Here is a 21,507-nt window from a genome sequence, read left to right as displayed (position 1 = left end):
AATCACATGAGCGGCATCCAACTGACTGAAACCACATCTTCCTCCTTCGCACCCGCTGCGGATGAGCAGACTGACAAACCTGAGCGTGGACGAGAAGTTTTGATCGTCCAGTCGCTGTCAAAGTTCTTCCAGCGGGCCAACGGCACGACGGTTCCGGCGGTCGACGGCGTCAGCCTTTCCGTTAGCGCCGGTGAGTTCCTGGTTCTTCTGGGACCGAGTGGGTGCGGCAAGACCACGCTTCTGCGCTGTATAGCCGGACTGGAGAAGCCTGATGCAGGCCGGATCGACATCGACGGGAAGACGGTTTACAGCTCGGTCGAGCGCATTGAACTCTCGGCCCAGCAGCGAACACTGAGCATGGTGTTCCAGTCTTACGCCCTCTGGCCGAACATGTCAGTCTTCGACAACATTGCGTACCCGCTGCGCAACCGCAAGATCAAAAAAGCACAGGTCGAAGAGGACGTGAACCGGATAGCCAAACTTGTTGGCATCGACGAAGTGATTACCCAATATCCAAACCACATTAGCGGCGGTCAGCAGCAACGCGTTGCGCTGGCCCGGGCGCTCGTCAGCGGCGATGCACTGGTGCTTTTCGATGAACCACTCTCAAACGTTGATGCAAAGGTGCGCAAGGACCTCCGCGTGGAGTTGACGGCGCTGCAACGGCGCTTTGGATTCGCGGCCGTCTATGTGACGCATGACCAGGAAGATGCCATGGAGCTGGGTACGCAGATCGCAGTTCTGGAGAAGGGCAAGGTTGCCCAACTGGCTTCCCCCCGCGAGGTTTACCAGAACCCGGCTTCCCGATACGTCGCAACCTTTATCGGCTCAACCAACGAGCTGCCGGGCAAGGTGGTGGCCGTTGATTCCGAGGGGGTGGAAGTGGAGACGGCAATTGGCCGGATTCGTGGCACACATGTGCCGCACACCATGAATGTAGGTGACGAGGCTGTCGCGATTTTCCGGCCCGAGCACGGCACTGTATCTGCGGTTGAACCGACTGGTCCCAACAAGCTCAGGGCCGTTTACCGTACCGAACTTTTCTCTGGCAGCCACGCTGAGCAGATCCTGACATTCCAGCATAAGGTGTACCGCGTTTGGCACGGAGAGCCATTGGAACGCGGAGAGGAAGGTTGGATCGCCGTGGATCCGGACAAAGTCCATATCTTCGGCGCCTAGGCGGGAGGACAGTCGGGGCGTTGCCGGGAACTGAACATTTCGGCTGCCTGAACGGGAGGCCTCTACGTCGTGGAAACCTGGGACTTTGTAATTGTCGGGGCCGGCGCCGCAGGACGGGCGCTGGCTGCTGGGCTGGCGGCTGGCGGCAAGAAACGGATTCTCGTCCTTGAATCCGGTCATGGGGCTGCACACCCAAGTCGCCGGGGGATCCGCCCGCACATACTCGAATTCGATCACTGGTCTGCAGTCGGATGCTCCGGCTGGGCGCCGGAGGATGTGCTTCCGCACTTCAAATGCGTGGAGGCGGACGCCGAATTCGGCCAGCTGCCGCCACATGGCTCTAAGGGCCCCATAAAGGTGAGCCGCACGCCGGAAGCTGACTGGAGCAACGTCGACTGGGGCTTCCGGTCCGCAGCCCTGGAAGAAGGCCATCCGTGGGCGCCGAACCACAATGCCCCAGGAGTCCTGGGCGTGTCTCCGCTGGCGCGGGGAAAGGAAGACTCGGGCCCGTGGGCACGGACGTTGTTCGGGGATGAGCAAAGGCATGGCGGAATCTCGCTGCGCGGAGGCGTCCTTGTGGACCGAATTCTGTGGGACGGCAACCGGGCCGCCGGCGTCATTGCACGCCATGGAGGCCATAGCCAGTCCTTTTTTGCGGGTGAGGTGCTGTTGTGCGCAGGAGCCGTAGGATCCCCAGCGGTTCTTCAGCGTTCGGGTATAGGGCCGCCCGAGGTTCTCCGCCGGGCCGGTGTCGTTCCCCTCATTGACAGTCCCGTGGGCATTGGGCTTCAGACCCATCCGCGGGTGGTGGTCGCATCAGGGTCTGCTGAGATCTCCGGGAGCCGTTCTTTTGGCATGCTGGCACGCTGGAACACTGGGTTGGAAGCAACGGGAAGCGGCGACATGATGGCTTGGACCGTCAACCGGCAGCAGTCCATTTCGGACCGGGACTGGCGGCTGGGGGCGCCTCCTGGATTCCGGGCGCTGGTGGTCGGCGCACTTGCACAAGTGTTCTCTCGGGGCAGGACCGCTATTGGGTCGGCGGACCCGGGGGTTAAGCCTGTTCTGGAACCGGCACTCCTGTCACATCCATTGGATCGTATCCGTTCACGCCTTATGTACCGGCACCTGTCGAACCTGATCAGCCGCCCCGAGTTCCGGGACGCCCTGGGGGCGGTCACTGACGAGTCGGGGCGCCCCTGGCGTTTTGGCATGACAGACATCGAGGTTGATGGCTGGGCGGAGACGGCCTTTCAGCCAGCAGGGCACCATTCTTCCAGCTGCCGCATGGGCGGCCCCAGTGACCCCGCTGCCGTTGTCGACCCTCAGTGCCGCGTCTACGGAGTCAAGGGAGTGCGGGTCGTGGATGCTTCGATCTTTCCCACAATGGTCAGGGCTGATCCGTGGCTTACAGAGGCCGTGGTAGGAAGCAGAGCGGCCCGACTGATTGCCGCGTCAGAAGAAAAAGTTTCCAATCCATTGGTATTTACTCCAACTACTGAAATACTGCGATAGTCGAGTCCGTCATTGCAGAAAGAAGTTGCCATGAGTCTTCAACCCGCACCGGTCTCCGAAGCTGTGGAAATGCACCTATACCCAGAGGAATTCAAGGCGTTTGTGGGGAGTTTTCCCACCGGTGTCACTGTGGTGACATGGGGAGGCGAAGATGCAGGAGGAATGACCGTCAACGCCTTCGCCTCGATTTCCATGGACCCCCCGCTTGTAATGGTGAGCCTGGGTCAAGGGTGCAGGGCGCTTGCTCCTGTACTGCGGGAGGGGCGCTTTGGCATCAATATACTTTCCGGTGACGGTTCCCGGGCTGCGGTTGCTTTCGCCAGCGGCAAAACCGCCAACCTGGGGGACTTTGCCTGGCGTTCGGGCCCGCAGGGGGCCCCCCAACTAACCGAAGACTCCACCGCTTCTGCGGACTGCGAGGTCCATCAAGTGATTCACGCTGGAGATCACACGATCCTTCTTGGCAAGGTGTGCCAGGTGACAGCATCGGGCACTGCCCCTCTGGGGTACCTGCGCAGGCGCTTTGCTCCTTGGACCTAGAAGAGCATCCCGGGGTCAACCGCGGTACCAGAGACGGAGGCCAGAGGGCCGGCAGCCATCGAAACGGGATAGTCCCCTCAAATCACGCACGGCGTCTTCCCATGGTGTGAGTTGCACACCGTGCGGCCAGCCGCTGCACCGGCGCCTGCAGGAAGAGCAGCAGCAGCGCCCAGAGCCCGACTGCTGGAACCGCGACTGCGACCAGCAGGGCTGCCGCCAACAGTGCCGTTATCGTGGCCGCCGGAAGCACCGGAACCGGGTCGGCGTCAGGTGCGGTCAGGGCCGGTGTGCGGCGAATGATCAGCTGCTGGACCAGCGCGGAGGCGCTGGCGAGCACCATTGTCCCGATGTACAGGCCGTTGGTCAGCGAGCCGCCCCGGTCGCCGGTGTCCAGCAGTTGGGTGGGGAAGGGCAGGAACACCAGGCACAGCAGCCAGAGCAGATTCGCCCAGACCAGGCCCGGGGTGTAGCCGGAGACTCCCTCGTACATCTGGTGGTGGCCCAGCCAGAAACGGAAAATCACCACAAAACTCAGGACAAAGGCAAAGAGGCCATAGGCGTTGTCCCGCAGGAATGCCGCGGGGGACTGCGTGCCGATGTCCGCGGCATCGTCGACCAGTGGCAGGACCAGCAGAGTCATCGCGATGGCAATGACGGCATCGATGAAACTGATCAGCCGGGACTCTCCTGCACGGCCCGCTTCGGATTCCGCAGGCTTCTTGGCCATGGCCCACCGTCTTCCGCGCTGCCGGATTATCGGTGCGGCAATCCTAGCCGTGGCCGGGGACGGTGGAAAGAGCCCCTGGACGGGCAGGAAGAATCCCGCCGGTGACCTGGCTGGACCGGCTGACCCTTACGGGCCGGGACTCTTCATTGCTACCGTTTTGAGGAGAGCAGATGGGTCCTGCCGATCCGGCAGATGCTCTCCCGCGAGGAGGAAACATGCGCGCTCCAGTCGATTTTCACCATGCAGCCCGGGACACCGGCGCGGTTATAACCGCCATCCGGGACGATCAGCTGAACTGGCCCACGCCGTCGCCCGAGTACACGGTGGGCGATCTCCTGGACCACATGGACGGGCTGTCACTGGAGTTCCAGCTCGCGGCGCTCAAGCGTGCGCTGCCGCCGGGCGCCGAGGAAGCTCCGCCGGCCGATTCCGGCAACCTGGCCGGGGGCTGGCGGGAGCGGATTCCCAATCAGCTCACCGCCCTGGCCGGGGCCTGGGCCGACCCATCAGCCTGGGACGGCGAGACCGTGGCCGGGCGGGTTCCGCTCTCGGCCTCCGAAGCCGGGATGTTTGCCCTGGACGAGATCATTGTGCACGGCTGGGACCTGGCCCGCTCCACCGGCCAGCACTTCAACCCGGACCCGCGGGCTGTGCAGGCCTGCGCGGAATTCCTGCTGGAACAGCCCCGCAGCCCGGAGCTTTTCGGGCCCGCGGTTCCGGTGGATGAGGCAGCCTCGCCCCTGGACCAGCTGATCGGGCTGACCGGCCGCGATCCCGCCTGGGTTCCGCCGCTCTGAGCGGGAGCTTTGTCCGTGCGGTGAATCCGTGCGGGCAGAACCGCCAGAGCGTGCACGGGTTCCCAGTCTTCGTGACGCATGAGGCCGCAGGGATCACACTGGCCCCAGAAGGCAACAAAGAGTGGGAGCCAGTGCGCGGCAGCGCCCGCCGGATTGGATTCCGGCTACCAGCCCAGCCAGTCCAGCGCCTCCCCAATGATCAACGGCGGAGCCGAGTGGCCGCCGTCACGCTCCCGGTAGCTGACGCCGTAGCCGTCCCGTTCCAGTGACGGGACCATCTTGCGGCTGCTGGAACGGAGGGGCCGGACGTTGTCGGCGCGGCCGTGTGAAACGAAAATCTCGGGCTTGCCGTGCCGCGGACCGCCGGGCATGAATGCCGGGGGTATCGCTGCCATTCAGAAGTCAATATCCGGCCCTGCCGGCGTAAAAGCGGATCTGCGGGACCCCTCCGCAGGACGCCCGCTGACACGACGGCATGGCCGGGCACACACGGCAAACGTGCAGGTGCCGCACATAATCTGAACAGCATGACAGCACACATACTCAGCGCCCAGGGCCTGACCAAGTCGTACGGGCAGGGCGAGAACCGCTTCGATGCGCTCAAGGGCGTCAACCTCGCCGTCGAAGCCGGTGAATCCCTGGCCATCGTCGGCAAAAGCGGCTCGGGCAAGTCCACCCTCATGCACCTGCTCGCCCTGCTGGACACCCCGGACGGCGGCACCATCACGGTCAAGGGCCAGGACGCCCGCTCGCTGGGCAAGAACGAGCTGAACGAACTGCGCAACCGCGACTTCGGCTTCGTGTTCCAACAGTTCTTCCTCACCCCCAACTCGTCGGTGCTGGACAACGTCGTCCTGCCGCTGATGATCGCCGGCGTGAAGCCGGCCGAACGCAAACGACGGGGCATGGAGGCACTGGAACGCCTGGAAATGGCGGACAAGGCCAAGAACCGCGCCACCGACCTCTCCGGCGGCCAGAAGCAGCGCGTGGTGATTGCCCGCGCCCTGGTGAACAACCCGTCGGTGATCTTCGCCGATGAACCGACCGGCAACCTGGACACCGCCACCGGCGCCGTCGTCGAGGACATCCTCTTCGACCTGAACCGGGAGCAGGGCATCACCCTGATCGCGGTCACGCACGACACCGACCTCGCCGCCCGCTGCGGGCGCCAGTTCTACATCAAGGACGGCCGCGAAGTGTCCGCCGCCGAACTCACCTCCACCACCATCACCACAGGGGCCCCAGCATGACCGTCGGCGATATTCTCCGCTCAGCCGTAGCGAATACCTTCCGCAGCAAGGTCCGCACCGCGCTGACCGTCGTCGCGATCTTCATCGGTGCCTTCACCCTGACCCTGACCAGCGCGATCGGCGCCGGCGTCTCGGACTACATCGACAAGCAGGTCGGCGCCATCGGCGGCGACAACCTGATGACCGTCTCGCCCACCGCCGAGGCCGCAGCCGAAGATGACGGGCCCAAGGAATACAACCCCGACGGCGCCGCCACCCAGGGCAACTTCACCCTGCTCGCCGACGCGGACATCGAGACCATCCTCGCCACCGAGGGCATCGAAAAGGTCGAGCCCGCCGCGATGCTGGCGCCGGACTACATCCAGTACGACGGCGGAGCCAAGTTCGAGCTGACCACCAACCCGATGGTGGGGCTGGCCGATGCCGACCTCGCCGCCGGACGCCAGCTGGGCGAAGGCACCGGAGCGGAAATGCTGATCCCGTCCAGCTACGTGGAACCGCTGGGCTTTGCCGACGCCGACGCCGCCCTGGACCAGACCGTGTCCATCGCGGTCACCGACTACGCCGGCACCCAGCACACCGTTGAGGCCGTCATCGCCGGCGTGCAGAACGACTCGCTGTTCGGCGACGGTGCCGGCTTCAACTCCGACCTGCGCGCCGAACTGGACGCCCTGCAGCGCACCGGCATCCCGGAGGGTGTCTCCACCGGGTACATCACCTCCATTGCCTTCCTGGACGCCGGCACGGACGAAGAGCAGATCGCGGCCGTCAAGGCGGACCTTGAAGCGCAGGGCTTTACCGGCCTGACCGTCGCGGACCAGATCGGCGCCATCCAGACCGTCATCAACGGCATCATCGGCGTGCTGAATGCCTTCGCAGTCATTGCCCTGATCGCTGCCGGCTTCGGCATTGTGAACACGCTGCTGATGAGCGTGCAGGAACGCACCCGGGAAATCGGGCTGATGAAGGCCATGGGCATGGGCGGCGGCAAGATCTTCGCCCTGTTCAGCTTCGAAGCCATCTTCATCGGCTTTCTCGGCTCCGCGCTCGGGGCCGGCGTCGCCGTCGGGCTCGGCTCGATAATCAGCTCCGTGCTGTCCAATACCGTGCTTTCGGCCCTGCCCGGCCTGCACATCATGCTGTTCACGCCTGCCTCAGTGGCGACCATCATCGGCGTCGTCATGCTGATTGCGTTCTTGGCCGGCACCTTGCCGGCCCGCCGTGCGGCGAAGCAGAACCCGATCGACGCCCTGCGGTACGAGTAACGGCAGCGGCGGGGCGTTCGCCCGGCGGCCCGTCGCCGGCGGTGGTCCCGCCGGGCTTCGCTACCGCGGATCCGGGTCGTCCGGGCGAAACCCGCGGTCGTCGTCGTCGACCGCGCCCGGCTTGGAACCGAAGCTGCGCCTGATCCCGGTGCCCTTGCCCAAGTTCTCGGGGTTGGGGCGGGCGGTGACGATCAGGAGCAGGAAAATCAGCAGCGACACTATGAAGGTCACGCAGGCAGCCGCAACACCCAGCTCCCACCGGAAGTCACGCTCCGTTCCTCCGGTGGAGAAAAGGGCCACGGCCACGCCGGCCACGGCGGCCAGTACGGCCGAAATAATCACCGGGACATTGCCGTAGTCCTGGCGGCCGGCGGATCCATGGGGGCCGGACGCCGACGGCGGGTTCGAAGGCATGGCCATTCCTCCTGCGGAACGGAATGATATAGGCTTCGCCGCCATCCTAAGACGCATCCGGGACCGACCGGAAGCCCCTGCCGGTGACCCTTTCCTGCGGCATTCCCCTCAGATGACCAAGCGGCTATCCTGCCCGGGAACGGGTCCGGCAGGAAACCTCCGGTCGGAAGACGCAGGGCATGGCGGCGGCAGGAGATCAACATGCGCAAGGTGACGGCTTCACTGTTCAGCTCGATCGACGGCGTGGTGGAAAGTCCGGGGGAGTGGCAGTTCGACCACTTCGACGAGAACCTGGGCGCGCTGATGGGAACGGCACTTTCCACGCAGGACACGGTGCTGCTGGGCCGCGTGACCTACGAACAGTGGGCGGACTACTGGCCCGGCAACCAGGAGGACGCCTTCGGCAGTTTCATTAACCCGATTCAGAAGTTCGTCGCCTCCACGACACTGGCCAAGGCGGATCTGCAGTGGGAAAATTCCACGCTCATGGACGGTGAGCTGAAAGACTTTGTCCGGCGGCTCAAGGAGCTCGACGGCGGAGACATCGCCGTGGACGGCAGCATTTCAGTGGTCCGCCAACTGCTCTTTGCCGGGCTGCTGGATGCGCTCACCCTCGTCGTCCACCCGGTGGTGGCCGGCTCCGGGCAGCGGCTGTTCAAACCGGGAGACCCGCGGACGCGGCTGCAGCTGGTCGACTCGCAGATCACCGTTTCGGGAAACGCCGTGCTCACGTACGGACCGCGTCCTGACTGACGGACAGCCCTGGTCTAATCAGAGGGCTGGAGCGGGCGGACCGGCTGCCGCAGCACCGTCCGCAGCTTCTCCGCAGCGGTCCGCCGCGGGTCGCTGAGGTACACCTCGTGGTGGTCGCCGTTAAACGTCAGTCCGTGGGCGGGCATCCACTGGTGGTGCAGCCGCTCAAGCACGGGGCCTTCGGCGTCATAGGCGCCGATGTACAGAATCTGCACCGAGGTGCCTTCGTCAAGGGTGACCAGCCGCAGCCGGTCCAGCCCGGGCAGGCCTTTTTTCTGCTGCACCGCAGTGACCGCCGCCCGCACCATGTCCCGGGTGATCCACGCCGGCTGGGCAACCAGCATCGTCCAGTCCCACTCATCCTTGGCGCCGCGGGTGAACGCCTCCATGTCGTCGGCCCGCCATTGGCCCTCCAACGGGCCCACGGTGAAGTCGCGGTCCAGGTCCTTTTTCGACGCGAACTTCACGGCATACGCCGTGGGGTAGAGGCATTCCAGGGCGGAGACATACTCCTCGGACGTGTTGGGATCCCCGCTGCCGTCATATGCCAGGTACTGCAGCGGCGGAACCTCCACGAGGACGAAATCACCGGCTTTCGGAGCGTACAGCTCCGGATAGGCCTTCCTGAATTCGAACTTCTCCACTGTCATGCACCGCCCTTGGAAACCGCCGCCACCTCGGTCTTCAGCGTAGGTCGGCCAGCGTGCCGACGGCTACCGCCCCGAACCAAACGGCTACCATCCTCTTGGGGGAACGGATCCCTGCACGACATTTCCTCACGAATGGATGCCCGGCATGCTGCACGGTACGGCCGCCACAGTGGTGCTGCTGCGCGATGCCCCGGCCGGCCTGCAGGTGCTGCTGCTTGAACGCCCCCGCCACCGGGGTTCCTTCGCCGGCGCCTGGGTCTTTCCCGGCGGAGTGGTGGACCCCTCCGACGCCGCGGAGCCAACGGAGAACGACGACGCCGAAGTGGCTGCCGCCCGCCGGGCGGGCGTGCGGGAAACGGCTGAGGAAACCGGGTTGGTGCTGGCGCCGGAGGAACTGGCGCGGTTGTCCTGCTGGGTGCCGCCGCCGGAAGCCCCGCGCCGCTGGAAAACTGAGTTCTTCGTGGCTGCGGCGCCCGCCGGGAATATCCGGCTCAGCCCGGAAGAACACGTCGACGCCGTCTGGCTGTCACCGGCGGAAGCGCTGCGCCGGAGCACCGAGGGGACGATGGACCTGGTGCCGCCCACCTGGGTCACCCTGCACGGGCTGCTGGACCGGAAGAATGTGGCCGAGGCGCTGGCCGGCGCTGCGGCAGCCGTTCCCGAAACGTATGTAACCCGCCAGCTGCCCGGGCAGGTGCCTCCTGTCATGGTGTGGCAGGGCGACGCTGAATACCCGGGAGCTGACGCGGCCGCGGAACCCTTCCGCCGGCACCGGCTGATCCGTGACGGAACCGCGTGGACCTATCAGCGGACGTTCTAGCTCACCGTGCAGCTCGCGGCGGGCGCGGTTCTGGTGCCGCCGCGGCCCGGATCAACCCGCCATTACACTGGGCCGATGAACAGTCCCTATTTGATTTCCCGCGACCGGCTGGTGTCCGCTTCACCGGATGCCGTGTTCGATCTGCTCGCCCGCCCGGCCATGCACAGCGTCATCGACGGATCGGGCACGGTCCGCGCGGCGCACCCCAGCGGCCCGGACCGGCTGGCGCCCGGAGCCCGGTTCGGGATGGACATGAAGATGGGTGTGCCCTACAAGATCAGCAACACGGTGACCGAGTTCGAGGAAGGCCGCCGGATTGCCTGGCGCCACTCCGGCGGCCATGTCTGGCGGTACCTCCTCGAGCCCGCGGACGGCGGCACCCTGGTGACCGAACAGTGGGATGCGCGGAACGTCCGCCACCGCGTCATGTACCGCATCACGGGTGTCACCCGCCGGCATCCGGCAAACCTGGAACAGACCCTGGAGAAGCTGGCCGCCCACTTCTCGGCGAAGTAGCCGCCGCAGGCGACGCGCCAGCCGCCGCCACGGCTAGAATGGACGCCGGAAACACGGCAATAATCGAGCACCGGGAGCGACGTGGAGAATTTCGATCCGGGAGCCGTCTTCGACGTCGTTGATTTGGCCGGAGTGCTGGCAAACGGCGTGCTCGGCGGTGCCGTGGCCCGGCAGCTGCGCATGGATCCCATCGGGTTCCTGGTCCTGGCGCTGACCTCCGCACTGGGCGGCGGTGTCCTGCGCGACACCCTGCTGCAGGTCGGAACGCCGGTGGCACTGACCAACCCCGCCTATCTGATCGTCGCCATCGCCGGCGCGTTCATCGCCTATCTGATTGAGCTTCGAGGCAAATGGGCCAACCGGTTTTTGATCGTCATCGATGCCTTCGCCCTGGGCTGCTGGGCGGCCACCGGCACGTCCAAGGCCCTGGCGGTCGATCTGGAGTGGCTCCCGGCGATCCTGATCGGCATGGCCACGGCGGTGGGCGGCGGCATGATCCGCGACATTGTGGTTGGCCGGGTGCCGGCCATCTTCGGCGGGAACACGCTCTACGCCACCGGCGCCCTGATCGCTTCCGTGGAAATGGTGATCCTGTATCACCTCGGTTTGCCGAACCTCGGAATGGGCATGGCCATCGTGACGGCCGCCGTCGTCTGCACCGTGGCCCGGCGCCGCGGCTGGCGGCTGCCGGCACCGGGGGAGTGGAGCGTCCGCCTGACCCGCCGCCCGCGCGGGGCAGGCTCCGTGGTGGGGGATTTGCCCGGGGAAGCCGCGGGGCGCAGGGGCGGCCGAAAGAAGGAACAGGGGTGGCCGCGGCCCCGCTTCAACCGGGTTCCGGGCCTTCGCTCCTTCCGCCGAAAACGACCCGAAGCCGACGGCGAGGCCCCGCCGGTCCGCCCCTGACCGCCCCGCTGCATTGAGGCTGACCGCGCCGGTGCATTGAGCTGGGAGCGAAATGCCGGCTGGCCCCGGCACCTGCCCGCGGGTAGCGTGGCAGGAATGACTGCTTACAAAACCGTGAACCCCGCAACCGGGGAAACACTCAAAGAATTCGCCGAAGCCACCAACAGCGAGATCAACGAAGCAATCAGCGCGGCCCACGGCGCCTTCGCCGCCTGGCGCCGGCAGCCGGTGGAAACCCGCAGCAAAACCATCGCCCGGGTAGCCGAGCTGTACCGCGAACGCAGCGATGAACTCGCCGCGCTCATCGCGACGGAAATGGGCAAGCCCCTGAGCGAAGCCAAGAGTGAAGTAGCCCTCTCGGCAAACATCTACGACTACTACGCCACCGAGGGCCCCGGCTTCATGGCCGATGAGGAACTCACCGTCAAGGGCGGCGGCGGAGCCACCGTGAAGACCGCACCGATCGGCGCCATCCTGGGCATCATGCCGTGGAACTACCCGTACTACCAGGTGGCCCGCTTCGCCGGTCCCAACCTGATGCTGGGCAACACAGTGCTGCTCAAGCACGCCAACAACTGCCCGCAGTCGGCCCTGGTCATGGAACAGATCTTCCGTGACGCAGGCCTGCCGCAGGATGCCTACATCAACCTGTTCGCCACCAACGAGCAGGCCGCGGACATCATTGCCGATCCCCGGATCCAGGGTGTCTCGCTCACCGGCTCCGAGCGCGCCGGGTCCGCCGTCGCCGAGGTCGCCGGCCGGAACCTGAAGAAGTTCGTGCTGGAACTGGGCGGCAGCGATCCGTTCATCGTGCTGGATACCAAGGACCTGGACGCCACGGTCGCCTCCGCAGTGGCCGGGCGCATGGGCAACGCCGGGCAGGCCTGCAACGCTGCCAAGCGCTTCATCGTCATGGAGGACCTCTACGAGGACTTCGTGCAGAAGTTCACGGCGAAGATGGAAAAGATCCAGCCCGGGAACCCGCTGGATGAGGACACCCGCTTCGGCCCGCTCTCCTCGCAGGCGGCCGCGGACGGCCTGGTCGAACAGATCCGGGACGCCGTGGACAAGGGTGCCACCCTGCACACCGGCGGCAGCCTCATCGACGGTCCCGGCGCCTACGTGCAGCCCACCGTGCTGACCGGTGTCACCGAGGACATGCGTGCCTTCTCCGAGGAGCTCTTCGGTCCGGCCGCAGTGATCTACAAGGTTTCCAGCGCCGACGAAGCCGTGGAGCTGGCCAACAGCTCGCCCTACGGCCTGGGCGGCGCCGTCTTCAGCGCCGACGAGGAGAAGGCCCTGGAAGTTGCCGACCAGCTGGAATCGGGCATGGTCTGGATCAACGGAGTCTCCGGCACGCAGGAGGACCTGCCGTTCGGCGGCGTCAAGCGTTCCGGCGTGGGCCGCGAACTGGGCCGCTTCGGCATGGACGAGTTCGTTAACAAGAAGCTCATCCGCACTCCGAAGCAGCGCTAACCCACCCCGGTACGACGACGGCGGTGCCACCTTCTCCGGAAGGCGGCACCGCCGTCGTCGTAGGCGGAGGAGTGCGAACTAAACGGATTCCTTCACCGCTCCGCCGGTGGCCGGACTATCCCCGGCCGGGCTGGCCTCCACCGGGCTGTCGCTGACGCGGTCTTGTTCCGCCGCCGTCTCTTTCGCCGCGGTGCGGGCGGCCCGTTCCTCTGCGGTGGTGAACACGATGTACCGGTAGGCGAAGTAGCGGAAGACGTTGCCGGCAGCGACACCCACCACATTCCCGGAGATGTTGTCGGCGAACTGGCTGTCAAAGCCCAGCAGGTAGTGGGAAACGAAAAGGCACCCGGTGGCGATCAGCAGGCCCACCACGTTGGTCAGGGCGAACAGCAGGGTTTCGCTGCGGATGCTCCGGCCGCGGGTGCTGCGGAAAGTCAGGTAGCGGCTGCCAATCCAGGACACGGCCGTTGCGGCGGCGACTGAAGCGACCTTGGCGGTGATCGGGCTGTCCGTGAGGACCGTGGAGGCCAGCACATTGAAGAGGGATACATCCACCACGAAGGCCACGGTGCCGACGAGGGAAAAAGAGCCCAGCCGGCGCATGATCTTTCGCACCGGCGCGACTTTGCTGTTGGCCATGGACCCGTTCCCTGCTTCCTCCGCCCGGCAGATGCCGGGATTCCCTTGGATATTTTCACAAGGGGGCGAGGGGCACAAAATTGAGGCTGCCGGCCATTCGGGGCGTGACGGTCAAGACAGTTGGCGGTCGGGAGAGCCGCGCAGCAATGACGGAGAGCTTCAGATGAAGGAAAAGCGGAGCTCGGCGGCGCCGCCGTTGAACGACGTCGTGCCGGTCAGCCGCATCGGCGCCGTCGGCACAGACACCGGCAGCAGTGGGCGCCCGGCGCCCAGGGCGACGGGCATGTAGGTGACCCGCATTTCGTCGAGCAGCCCTGCCTCAGCGAACTGCGCCGCCACGTCGCCGCCGCCCACCACCCACACGTTGCGGCCGGCGGCGTCGTTCACCGCTTCCGCACAGATGCGCCGGATTTCCCCGGAGGCGAAGCGCACGCCGCTGTCCGGAGGCGCCTGCAGGCTCCGTCGTGTCAGCACTTGGCAGGGCAGCGCGCCGAAGTCCCAGCTGTCCGGCTCACGCTCGCGGACCCATTCATAAGTGGTCGACCCCATGACCAGAGACCCGACACCGGCAATGAACTGGTCATAGTGCTCTTGGAAGGCCTCAAACCCGAAGGCCAGCAGCCAGTCCAGGTTGTGGTCCTCGGTGGCTATGTATCCATCCAGTGATGACGCGACGTAATAGAGGACCTTACCCATGTCCACGAGCATAACGGCGGGGAAGGACCGGCACACCAGGCCGGCTGCAGGTTGTGGTTGGGGAGGGCAAAGTTGCTGAAACCGACCGGGGGATAGAGTGGTGGTTATTCAGCACACTGATCATTTCGGGAGGCGGCGTCATGGGCGGAACAGACGGTACTGAACAGCAGGGGAAGCCGGAACAGCAGGGCGAACCGGGGCTGGTGGCGGACCTGCTGGTCCGGCGGCTTCAGGCCTGGGGCGTGGGCCGCATCTTTGGCTACAGCGGAGACGGCATCAACCCGCTGATGGGTGCCCTGCGGCGCGTCGGCGGCCCGGAGTTCATCCAGGCCCGGCATGAGGAAAACGCAGCATTCATGGCCGTGGGGCATGCGAAGTACACCGGGGAAGTGGGAGTTGTCGTTTCCACCCAGGGTCCCGGCGCCATCCATCTGCTCAACGGCCTCTATGACGCCCGGATGGACTCGGTGCCGGTGGTGGCCCTCATCGGGCAACAGAGCCTGAGCGTGCTGGGCTCGGCCTACATGCAGGAGGTGGACCTGATGCATCTGTTCCGCGACGTCGCCTCCGGCTTCCGGCAGCAGGTGAGCAGCCCCGAGCAGGCACCCCTGATCATTGACCGGGCCTTCAAGGAGGCGCTGGCCACCCGCACCCCGTCGGTGGTGATCCTGCCCCACGACGTCCAGCAGGCCGACGCGCCGGAGCTGGAACAGGAACACGGAGTCCTCACCACTGCACCGCTCTGGAGTCCGGCCCGCATCCTGCCGCGGCCGGAGGACGTCTCCGCCGCTGCGGACCTGCTCAACAGCGGGCAAAAAGTTGCCCTGCTGGTCGGACAGGGGGCCCGGGGTGCGCAGGCCCAGGTGGTGGCCCTGGCCGAGAAGCTCGGCGCCGCCATCACCACCAGTCTGCTCGGCAAACCCTATGTGGATGAATCCCATCCGCTGGCTGCCGGCGTCATGGGGCATTTGGGCACCTCAGCCAGCGGCTTTGTGCTGGGCAACTGTGACACGCTGCTGATCATCGGCTCCAACGATCCGTGGACCGAGTTCTATCCGCCGCCCGGTGCCGCCCGGGCGGTGCAGATCGACATCGATTCGGCGGCGATCGGCAACCGGTATCCGGTGGAGGTGGCGGTCACCGGTGACGCGGCCGGCAGCCTCGATGCGCTGCTGCCGCTGCTCAAGGAGCGCGGCGGCTCCGCCTGGCGCGACGACGTCGAACAGGCAGTGCGCTCCTGGCATGAGCTGTCCCTCGAGCGGGCCTTCACCCCGGCGGACCCGATCAATCCCGAACGCGCGGTCCACGAATTGAGCCGGCGCCTGCCCGCCGACGCACAGGTGGCCGTGGACGTGGGCAGCAGCGTCTATTGGTACGCCCGGCAGCTGCGCCTCCCCGCGGGCGTGCCGGCGCACCTCTCCAGCACGCTGGCGAGCATGGGCTGCGCCGTGCCCTACGGACTGGCCGCGAAGCTGGCGCATCCCGACCGGCCGCTCATCGCGTTGGCCGGGGACGGCGCCATGCAGATGGCCGGCCTCACCGAACTGATCACTGTCAGCCGGCTCTGGAAGCAGTGGGCGGATCCGCGCTTCATCGTCTGTGTGCTGAACAACCGCGAACTGACGGAAGTCACGTGGGAACAGCGGGAGATGGAGACCGAGCCGCGGTTTGAGGCCAGCCAGGCGCTGCCGGACTTCAACTACGCCGGGTACGCGGAGCTGCTGGGTTTCGAGGGCATCCGCGTGGAGGATCCGGAACTGCTGGGCGCCGCCTGGGACCGGGCGCTCGCTGCCGACCGGCCGTGCATCATCGAGGTCATTTCGGACCCGGACGTTCCGCTTCTGCCGCCGTTCCCCGCCGGGAAAAAGCAGGCCGCGTCAATGGTCGAAGCGATGGAAAAGGAAGGGCCGCAGACGCAGCACGCCCGCGACCTCCTCTCCGTCTACCTCCGCCAGGAACAGGCCCTGGCGGAGGACTGACGGGTTTGTCCTTTCCCGGTGCAGCTACGGGCGTGCGCCCAGTTCCACCGGCTCCTCATCGTTCAGATAGGCGGATTCTGCGTGGGCCGCCATGTCGATGCCCTGCAGTTCGCTTTCCTCCGGGATGCGCAGGCCGATGGTCAGCTGCAGCACCTTCGCGATGACCCAGGTGACCACGAAGGAGTAGGCAAGGACCGCGCCGGCAGCCAGCGCCTGGATGCCCAGCAGCTCAAAGCCTCCGCCGTAGAACAGCCCGCTGACGCCGTTGGGCGCGGCCTCGGTGGCGAACAGGCCGATCAGCAGGGTGCCGAGCAGCCCGCCCACGGCGTGGACGCCGACGACGTCGAGGGAGTCGTCATAGCCGAGCCGGAACTTCCACTCGATGGCCAGGGAGCACACGAGCCCGGCCAGCAGGCCAATCGCCACGGCGCCCAGCGGGCTGACCGCGCCGCAGGCCGGCGTGATGGCCACCAGCGCTGAGATCAGGCCGGAGGCCGCCCCGAGCGAGGACGACGTGCCCAGCCGCAGCCGGTCCATCAGCATCCAGCCGAGCAGCCCGGCAGCCGCAGCCACTGCCGTGTTCAGGAAAACGACTGAGGCCGCGTGGCCTGCGCTCAGGGCCGAACCGGCGTTGAAGCCGTACCAGCCAACCCAGAGCAGTCCCGCACCGAGCAGCACCAGCGGCCGGCTGTGGGGCTTGCCGTGGGCGTGCGGCCAGCCCTTGGAACGGCCCAGCACCAGAGCCAGTGCGAGCGCTGCCACTCCCGCATTCAGGTGGACGGCGGTGCCGCCGGCGAAGTCGATCGCGCCCAGCTGATTGGCGATCCAGCCGCCCGTGACCGTGCCGTCTTCGCTGCTGAAGGCAAAGACCCAGTGCGCCACCGGGAAGTAGACCAGGGTGGCCCACAGCCCGGCGAACAGCATCCAGGCGGCGAATTTCATCCGGCCGGCGGCGGCCCCGGCCACCAGGGCCGTGGTAACGCAGGCAAACATCAACTGAAAGACTGCGAAGAGTGCCACGGGCAGCGAACTGTCCGGGTCTTCGACCAGCAACTCGGAGAGCCCGAGGAACTCCAGCGGATTGCCCAGCAGTCCCGCCCCCGTTACCGAGTTGCCGAAAGCAGCCGAATAGCCGTAGAGCACCCACAGCACTGCGACGAGACTCGCTCCGCCGAAGCACATCAACATCATGTTCAGGATCCGGCGCGAGCCGACCATTCCTCCGTAGAAGAAGGCGATACCGGGAATCATCAGGCAGACCAACGCGGAACTGGCCAGCAGCCAAGCAGTGTTTCCAGAGTCCATGGAGATGCTCCATTCGGAATGGGCGGCCACGCTGGGCCGGAGCGGCGGGTGGTAACCGTGCTTCTCCCAGAGTGGAGGCCCCGTATTACATCCAGGTTTCCGGGCAGGTTAGCGCTGTGTTAACAACTGCTGGAAGGTTGCTGGACGCGGCCGCGGAACAGTCGGCGGAATACGCGTTCCTACGCCGACAGCGGCAGGCCGCGGCCGAACGAGAGGGCCCGCACCACTTCCACGATGCCCAGCACCACGAGGAAGATGCCGCCGAAGATGACGAACGCCGCCAGCGAACCGACCGGCAGGAAGAGCACCACCACGCCGGCAATGACGCTGATGACCCCGTAGGTGATGGCGTACCACCGCGACCCGCCGCTCTCGATTTCGGTCAGCGCCATGATGCCCTCGATGATCCAGGCAATGCCGATCACCATGCCCAGCACCGTCAGCGAGGCCAGAGGATTGCGCATCGCCACCACGCCAACGACGAAGAGCAGCACTCCGGTGAGGATGTTCAGGACCCGCAGTCCCCCGGACAGCGGCGTGACGATGCCCGTGACAACGCGCACGGCTCCGGAGACCAGGAAATACAGTCCGAACAGGAAAGCAACCACATCCAGCGTCGCCTCGGGCCAGAACAGCACCAAGACGCCCAGCACGATGGAGAGGGCCCCCGTGAGGGCCAGCCCGCCGCGGATATTCCGCACCGCCTTGCGAGTGAGTTCGCTGACATCCAGGTTCAACCCGCCCAGTCCAAGGGCACTTCCTGACATGGACATTTGGAACCTCCCACAAAGTCGGAAACAGCAAGGTCCCCCGCCCTTGGATTATCCCGCCGGAGGTGTCCGGAACTCTAGGGCAGGGCCCCTTCAGGCCCCTCCGGCACGGCAGACCGCCGGGACCGGCAGGCCCGCCGAATGTTGGCCGGCCCGTTGTGTCGGACACAGCTGCGGCCGGCCTTCGGTTACGGCAGGTTCAGGAGGCGCTGGACTTCGGCATCCGTGGTCTGGTCGAAGCTCTCGTAGGCCTGCCCAACGGCGGACAATGCGCCGCTCTGCCAGGGGATTACGACGTCATCGGCCACGGCTGCGGCCGCCTCCCCGGCTGTCCCGCAGCTCACCGGAGCAGCTGCAACCAGGCGGGCCGGATTCTGCTCGCGCAGCCCCAGCAGGGCCGCGCGCATGGTGCTGCCGGTGGCCAACCCGTCATCCACCACCAGCACGGTGCGCCCGCTGACGTCCAGGGGATCGCGCCGCATCCGGTAGAGCTTGTCGCGGCGGATCACTTCGAGCAGCTCCACCGAAGCGGCGTCGTCGAACGCCTGGTCCGCAGCGCGCGGATCATGTTCGCGGGAGGACCCGAGGGAGCGCTGCCATTCGGCCAGGACCGCTTCGTTGCGCACGGAGGTGACGGTTCCGGCGAGCCAGGCCAGTGCCCCTGCGGCCAGCTCCGGCTGCAGCGGTACGCCGACTTTCCGCACGGCCACGACGTCCAGCGGGGCCCGCAGCAGTCCCGCCACCGCGGCGGCCACCGGAACGCCGCCGCGGGGGAGACCCAGCACCAGCAGGTTCGGCGTGCCGAAGTACGGCGCGAGTTCGACGCCGAGCTTCCGCCCTGCGTCCTGCCTGTCCCGATATAACCGCAGTGGTGCCATGGCTCTTCCTATGGGGGCCGGGCCTTTCCTGCCACGGTAGGGGCGCCGGCAGCTGGGTGCAAGGCGTCGGCACGGATCGGAGGCCGCGCGGGACAAAGGCTTGAGCTTCGCCAGAGGCGCGTGCCAAAGGTTGCGGCGCATAGCAGGATGGGCGTGGAAAGGTGGACCCATGACTCCCACAGCATTGATCACCGGCGCGACGTCCGGCATCGGCGCCGAATTTGCCCGACAGCTCGCCAACCGCGGCTACAACCTGGTCCTCACGGCCCGGAACGAGGAGCGGCTGAAGGACTCGGCCGAACTTCTGGCCCGCGAATACGCCGTACATACGGAGTACATTGCAGCCGACCTGGCCGATCCCGAGGGCGTGGAGCGGGTCAGCCGGCGGCTGGAGAGGCCGGACATCAGCATGCTGGTGAACAATGCCGGCTACGGCCTGAAGAACGGCTTCGAACGCAACGAGCTCTCCGTGGAACTGGACCACTTGAACGTGCTGGTGGCAGCTCCGCTGGCGCTGAGCCACACCGCGCTGAACACGATGCTCTCCCGGATGGAGGAACCACGCGGCCACATCATCAACGTGGCGTCCGTGGCCGGCTTCATCCCGCGCGGCACCTACAGCGCGGCGAAATCCTGGGTGATCACTTTCAGCCGCTGGGCCAACCTCCACTACGGCGGCCGCGGGGTGCATGTCACGGCCCTGTGCCCCGGATTCGTCCACACCGAGTTTCACCAGCGGATGGACATGGACAAGTCCATCTACCCGGGGTGGATGTGGCTCGACGCCGAACGCGTGGTGCGCGAGGGGCTCGCTGACGCCTTCGCCGGCAAGGGCGTGTCCATTCCGTCCAAGCGGTACAAGGCGTTGGCCTGGGTCGGCGCCCGCGGCCCGAAGGCCCTCGTGGCACGGATCGCCGGCCGCGGCCGGTAGCTCCGCCGCGGCCGGTGGCCCCGCCGCGGCACACCGCGTCATGAAGTGGCTCCGGAGCGCGTCCCGGCCCTAGTGTGGGGGCCCATGACGCGCCTCACAGTCCCCAGCACCGCTTACCTGAACCAGCTCGACGCCGAAACGGGCCGCCGGATGCAGACGGCATCGACACCTGAGTCGCCTTTTGCCGGAGCAGCCGCGGCTCTGGCAGCCGTGGTGGAGGCCAAGGTGGACGCTCTCGCCGCAGACCTGCACGACGTCGTCCATACGCTGCACCAGGATCCGGAAACCGCGTATGAGGAACACCGCAGCGCCGCGTTTCTCGTGGACCTGCTGAACCGGCACGGAATCAAGGCGGAGCTGGGCGCCTACGGCCTCCCCACGGCAATCTGCGCTGAAATCGGAGAGGAATCAGGCAGCGGGACCGGCACGGGCACCGGCACCGACGCCGGTACGGCTGCGCGCGGCGTTCCGGCCATCGCCATCCTCAGCGAATACGACGCCCTGCCGGAGGTGGGGCATGCCTGCGGCCACAACGTCATTGCCGCCACCGGCGTGGGCGCCTTCATCGCCCTGGCGAAAACGCTCGAAGAAAACCCGGCAGCCTTTCCCGGACGGGTGGTGTTCCTGGGCACGCCGGCCGAGGAAGGGCACTCCGGCAAGGAGGTCATGGCCCGCAACGGCGCCTTCGACGACGTCGATGCGGCGATCATGGTCCACCCCTATGCCATGGACCTGGCCGAGCAGGTCTGGCTCGGCCGGCGGCTGCTCACGGTCACGTTTTCCGGCGTCGCGGCACATGCCTCCGCCCAGCCGTTCATGGGCCGCAACGCGCTGGACGCGGCCTCGCTGGCTTACGCCGGCATCGGGCTGCTCCGCCAGCAGCTGCCGCCCGCCGACCGCGTGCACGCCATCATCACCGAGGGCGGCCAGCGTCCCAGCGTGATTCCGGAAAAAGCGGTGATGAAGCTCTACGCCCGCTCCAAGTATCCCGACACGTTGAAGGACCTCAGCCGCCGGCTCGAAGACATAGCCACCGGAGCCGCCCTCATGACCGGCACCGGCGTGGAAATCAGCTGGGATGAGCATCCGCCGTCGCTGCCCGTGCGCACCAACTCCGCCCTGACCGGCCGGTGGGTGGCGGCACAGCAGCGCCGGGGACGCAGCCCGCTGCCGGCCGGCGTGGTGTCCGAAACCATCGCTGCCTCCACCGATTTCGGGAACGTCAGCTACCGGATTCCCGGCATCCATCCGCTGATCGGCATCGCTCCGCCCGACGTTGCCCTGCACACCCGGGCCTTCGCCGAGGCGGCGGGCTCGCCGGCCGCGGAGTCCGGTGCGCTCGACGGCGCCGCGGGGCTGGCACTGACCGCCCTGGACTACCTCTGCGACCCGGAACTGCGCGGGGCGGTGGCCCGGGAATTCGCCGACGCCGGCGGCCCGGTGGACGTTCCCGCCTATTTCGACTGACCCAGGGCCTGCGACTGACCAGGACCTTCGACTGACC

Annotated in this window: 23 protein-coding genes; 14 read left to right on the top strand and 9 right to left on the bottom strand. The window is 66.6% G+C overall.

Annotation, left to right across the window (positions count from 1 at the left end; genetic code table 11):
• The first annotated feature begins 6 nt into the window (after window positions 1–6).
• The 3 genes from QNO00_RS15565 (at window position 7) to QNO00_RS17425 (ending at window position 3,234) form a co-directional block, all read left to right on the top strand.
• Entirely contained in the window at window positions 7–1,179 is a 1,173-nt protein-coding gene (locus QNO00_RS15565) for an ABC transporter ATP-binding protein (RefSeq protein ID WP_284025151.1), read from the top strand.
• Between the two features lie 69 nt (window positions 1,180–1,248).
• Window positions 1,249–2,694 carry a GMC family oxidoreductase gene (locus tag QNO00_RS17430; RefSeq protein ID WP_502863443.1) on the top strand — a complete coding sequence of 482 codons (1,446 nt, stop codon included), beginning with the start codon at window positions 1,249–1,251 and terminating at the stop codon, window positions 2,692–2,694.
• Window positions 2,695–2,724: 30 nt separating this feature from the next.
• Window positions 2,725–3,234: a flavin reductase family protein gene (locus QNO00_RS17425; protein ID WP_502863441.1), complete on the top strand. Its 510-nt coding sequence runs from the start codon at window positions 2,725–2,727 to the stop codon at window positions 3,232–3,234.
• Between the two features lie 82 nt (window positions 3,235–3,316).
• Here the strand turns inward: QNO00_RS17425 and QNO00_RS15560 are convergent, their stop codons facing one another.
• Window positions 3,317–3,961: a TMEM175 family protein gene (locus QNO00_RS15560; protein WP_284025150.1), complete on the bottom strand. Its 645-nt coding sequence runs from the start codon at window positions 3,959–3,961 to the stop codon at window positions 3,317–3,319.
• A gap of 215 nt (window positions 3,962–4,176) precedes the next feature.
• Between QNO00_RS15560 and QNO00_RS15555 the strand changes: the two genes are divergently transcribed.
• On the top strand, window positions 4,177–4,758 hold the full coding sequence (locus QNO00_RS15555) for a TIGR03086 family metal-binding protein (RefSeq protein ID WP_284025149.1): 582 nt from the start codon (window positions 4,177–4,179) through the stop codon (window positions 4,756–4,758).
• Between the two features lie 164 nt (window positions 4,759–4,922).
• Here QNO00_RS15555 and QNO00_RS15550 read toward each other — a convergent pair whose 3' ends face one another.
• On the bottom strand, window positions 4,923–5,153 hold the full coding sequence (locus QNO00_RS15550) for an alpha/beta hydrolase (RefSeq protein WP_284025148.1): 231 nt from the start codon (window positions 5,151–5,153) through the stop codon (window positions 4,923–4,925).
• Window positions 5,154–5,285: 132 nt separating this feature from the next.
• Here QNO00_RS15550 and QNO00_RS15545 point away from each other — a divergent pair, with 132 nt between their 5' ends.
• Window positions 5,286–6,008: an ABC transporter ATP-binding protein gene (locus QNO00_RS15545; protein WP_284025147.1), complete on the top strand. Its 723-nt coding sequence runs from the start codon at window positions 5,286–5,288 to the stop codon at window positions 6,006–6,008.
• A complete protein-coding gene (locus QNO00_RS15540; RefSeq protein ID WP_284025146.1) occupies window positions 6,005–7,273 on the top strand; it encodes an ABC transporter permease in 1,269 nt (422 codons plus the stop codon). Before QNO00_RS15545 ends, QNO00_RS15540 begins: the two co-directional genes overlap by 4 nt.
• A 60-nt stretch (window positions 7,274–7,333) precedes the next feature.
• Here the strand turns inward: QNO00_RS15540 and QNO00_RS15535 are convergent, their stop codons facing one another.
• Window positions 7,334–7,687 carry a hypothetical protein gene (locus QNO00_RS15535; RefSeq protein WP_284025145.1) on the bottom strand — a complete coding sequence of 118 codons (354 nt, stop codon included), beginning with the start codon at window positions 7,685–7,687 and terminating at the stop codon, window positions 7,334–7,336.
• A gap of 201 nt (window positions 7,688–7,888) precedes the next feature.
• Between QNO00_RS15535 and QNO00_RS15530 the strand changes: the two genes are divergently transcribed.
• Window positions 7,889–8,440 carry a dihydrofolate reductase family protein gene (locus QNO00_RS15530; RefSeq protein ID WP_284025144.1) on the top strand — a complete coding sequence of 184 codons (552 nt, stop codon included), beginning with the start codon at window positions 7,889–7,891 and terminating at the stop codon, window positions 8,438–8,440.
• A gap of 14 nt (window positions 8,441–8,454) precedes the next feature.
• Here the strand turns inward: QNO00_RS15530 and QNO00_RS15525 are convergent, their stop codons facing one another.
• On the bottom strand, window positions 8,455–9,090 hold the full coding sequence (locus QNO00_RS15525) for a GyrI-like domain-containing protein (RefSeq protein ID WP_229966240.1): 636 nt from the start codon (window positions 9,088–9,090) through the stop codon (window positions 8,455–8,457).
• A gap of 145 nt (window positions 9,091–9,235) precedes the next feature.
• On the opposite strand from QNO00_RS15525, the gene QNO00_RS15520 reads away from it, so the two are divergent.
• The 4 genes from QNO00_RS15520 (at window position 9,236) to QNO00_RS15505 (ending at window position 12,805) form a co-directional block, all read left to right on the top strand.
• Window positions 9,236–9,910: an NUDIX hydrolase gene (locus tag QNO00_RS15520; RefSeq protein ID WP_284025143.1), complete on the top strand. Its 675-nt coding sequence runs from the start codon at window positions 9,236–9,238 to the stop codon at window positions 9,908–9,910.
• A gap of 75 nt (window positions 9,911–9,985) precedes the next feature.
• Complete coding sequence (locus QNO00_RS15515; RefSeq protein WP_229966238.1) at window positions 9,986–10,426, top strand: SRPBCC family protein; 441 nt, start codon at window positions 9,986–9,988, stop codon at window positions 10,424–10,426.
• Between the two features lie 81 nt (window positions 10,427–10,507).
• Window positions 10,508–11,329 (top strand): trimeric intracellular cation channel family protein, encoded by an 822-nt coding sequence (locus QNO00_RS15510; protein ID WP_284025142.1) that lies wholly within the window; start codon window positions 10,508–10,510, stop codon window positions 11,327–11,329.
• 96 nt (window positions 11,330–11,425) lie between these two features.
• Window positions 11,426–12,805: an NAD-dependent succinate-semialdehyde dehydrogenase gene (locus QNO00_RS15505; RefSeq protein WP_229966236.1), complete on the top strand. Its 1,380-nt coding sequence runs from the start codon at window positions 11,426–11,428 to the stop codon at window positions 12,803–12,805.
• A 78-nt stretch (window positions 12,806–12,883) separates the two neighbouring features.
• On the opposite strand, the gene QNO00_RS15500 is transcribed toward QNO00_RS15505, so the two are convergent.
• Both QNO00_RS15500 and QNO00_RS15495 read right to left on the bottom strand, forming a co-directional pair.
• Window positions 12,884–13,444 carry a GtrA family protein gene (locus QNO00_RS15500; protein ID WP_284025141.1) on the bottom strand — a complete coding sequence of 187 codons (561 nt, stop codon included), beginning with the start codon at window positions 13,442–13,444 and terminating at the stop codon, window positions 12,884–12,886.
• A gap of 159 nt (window positions 13,445–13,603) precedes the next feature.
• Entirely contained in the window at window positions 13,604–14,140 is a 537-nt protein-coding gene (locus tag QNO00_RS15495; RefSeq protein WP_284025140.1) for a dihydrofolate reductase family protein, read from the bottom strand.
• A 140-nt stretch (window positions 14,141–14,280) separates the two neighbouring features.
• On the opposite strand from QNO00_RS15495, the gene QNO00_RS15490 reads away from it, so the two are divergent.
• Complete coding sequence (locus QNO00_RS15490; protein WP_284025139.1) at window positions 14,281–16,119, top strand: thiamine pyrophosphate-requiring protein; 1,839 nt, start codon at window positions 14,281–14,283, stop codon at window positions 16,117–16,119.
• A gap of 24 nt (window positions 16,120–16,143) precedes the next feature.
• On the opposite strand, the gene QNO00_RS15485 is transcribed toward QNO00_RS15490, so the two are convergent.
• The 3 genes from QNO00_RS15485 to QNO00_RS15475 all read right to left on the bottom strand — a co-directional run bounded on the left by QNO00_RS15485 (window position 16,144) and on the right by QNO00_RS15475 (window position 19,072).
• Window positions 16,144–17,424, bottom strand: coding sequence for an ammonium transporter (locus tag QNO00_RS15485; RefSeq protein WP_284025138.1), 1,281 nt, complete (start codon window positions 17,422–17,424; stop codon window positions 16,144–16,146).
• Window positions 17,425–17,603: 179 nt separating this feature from the next.
• On the bottom strand, window positions 17,604–18,197 hold the full coding sequence (locus QNO00_RS15480; RefSeq protein WP_229966231.1) for an HdeD family acid-resistance protein: 594 nt from the start codon (window positions 18,195–18,197) through the stop codon (window positions 17,604–17,606).
• Between the two features lie 185 nt (window positions 18,198–18,382).
• Entirely contained in the window at window positions 18,383–19,072 is a 690-nt protein-coding gene (locus tag QNO00_RS15475) for a phosphoribosyltransferase (protein ID WP_229966230.1), read from the bottom strand.
• A gap of 169 nt (window positions 19,073–19,241) precedes the next feature.
• Here QNO00_RS15475 and QNO00_RS15470 point away from each other — a divergent pair, with 169 nt between their 5' ends.
• Window positions 19,242–20,003 carry an SDR family NAD(P)-dependent oxidoreductase gene (locus tag QNO00_RS15470; protein ID WP_284025137.1) on the top strand — a complete coding sequence of 254 codons (762 nt, stop codon included), beginning with the start codon at window positions 19,242–19,244 and terminating at the stop codon, window positions 20,001–20,003.
• Between the two features lie 84 nt (window positions 20,004–20,087).
• A complete protein-coding gene (locus QNO00_RS15465; RefSeq protein WP_284025136.1) occupies window positions 20,088–21,470 on the top strand; it encodes a M20 family metallopeptidase in 1,383 nt (460 codons plus the stop codon).
• Window positions 21,471–21,507 lie beyond the last annotated feature (37 nt).

This window comes from Arthrobacter sp. zg-Y1219 (genome assembly GCF_030125545.1).
In the GTDB taxonomy this organism is placed as follows: domain Bacteria; phylum Actinomycetota; class Actinomycetes; order Actinomycetales; family Micrococcaceae; genus Arthrobacter_B.
Note: the sequence above shows the minus strand (reverse complement) of the source record. Positions and strands in the feature narration are given on the sequence as shown.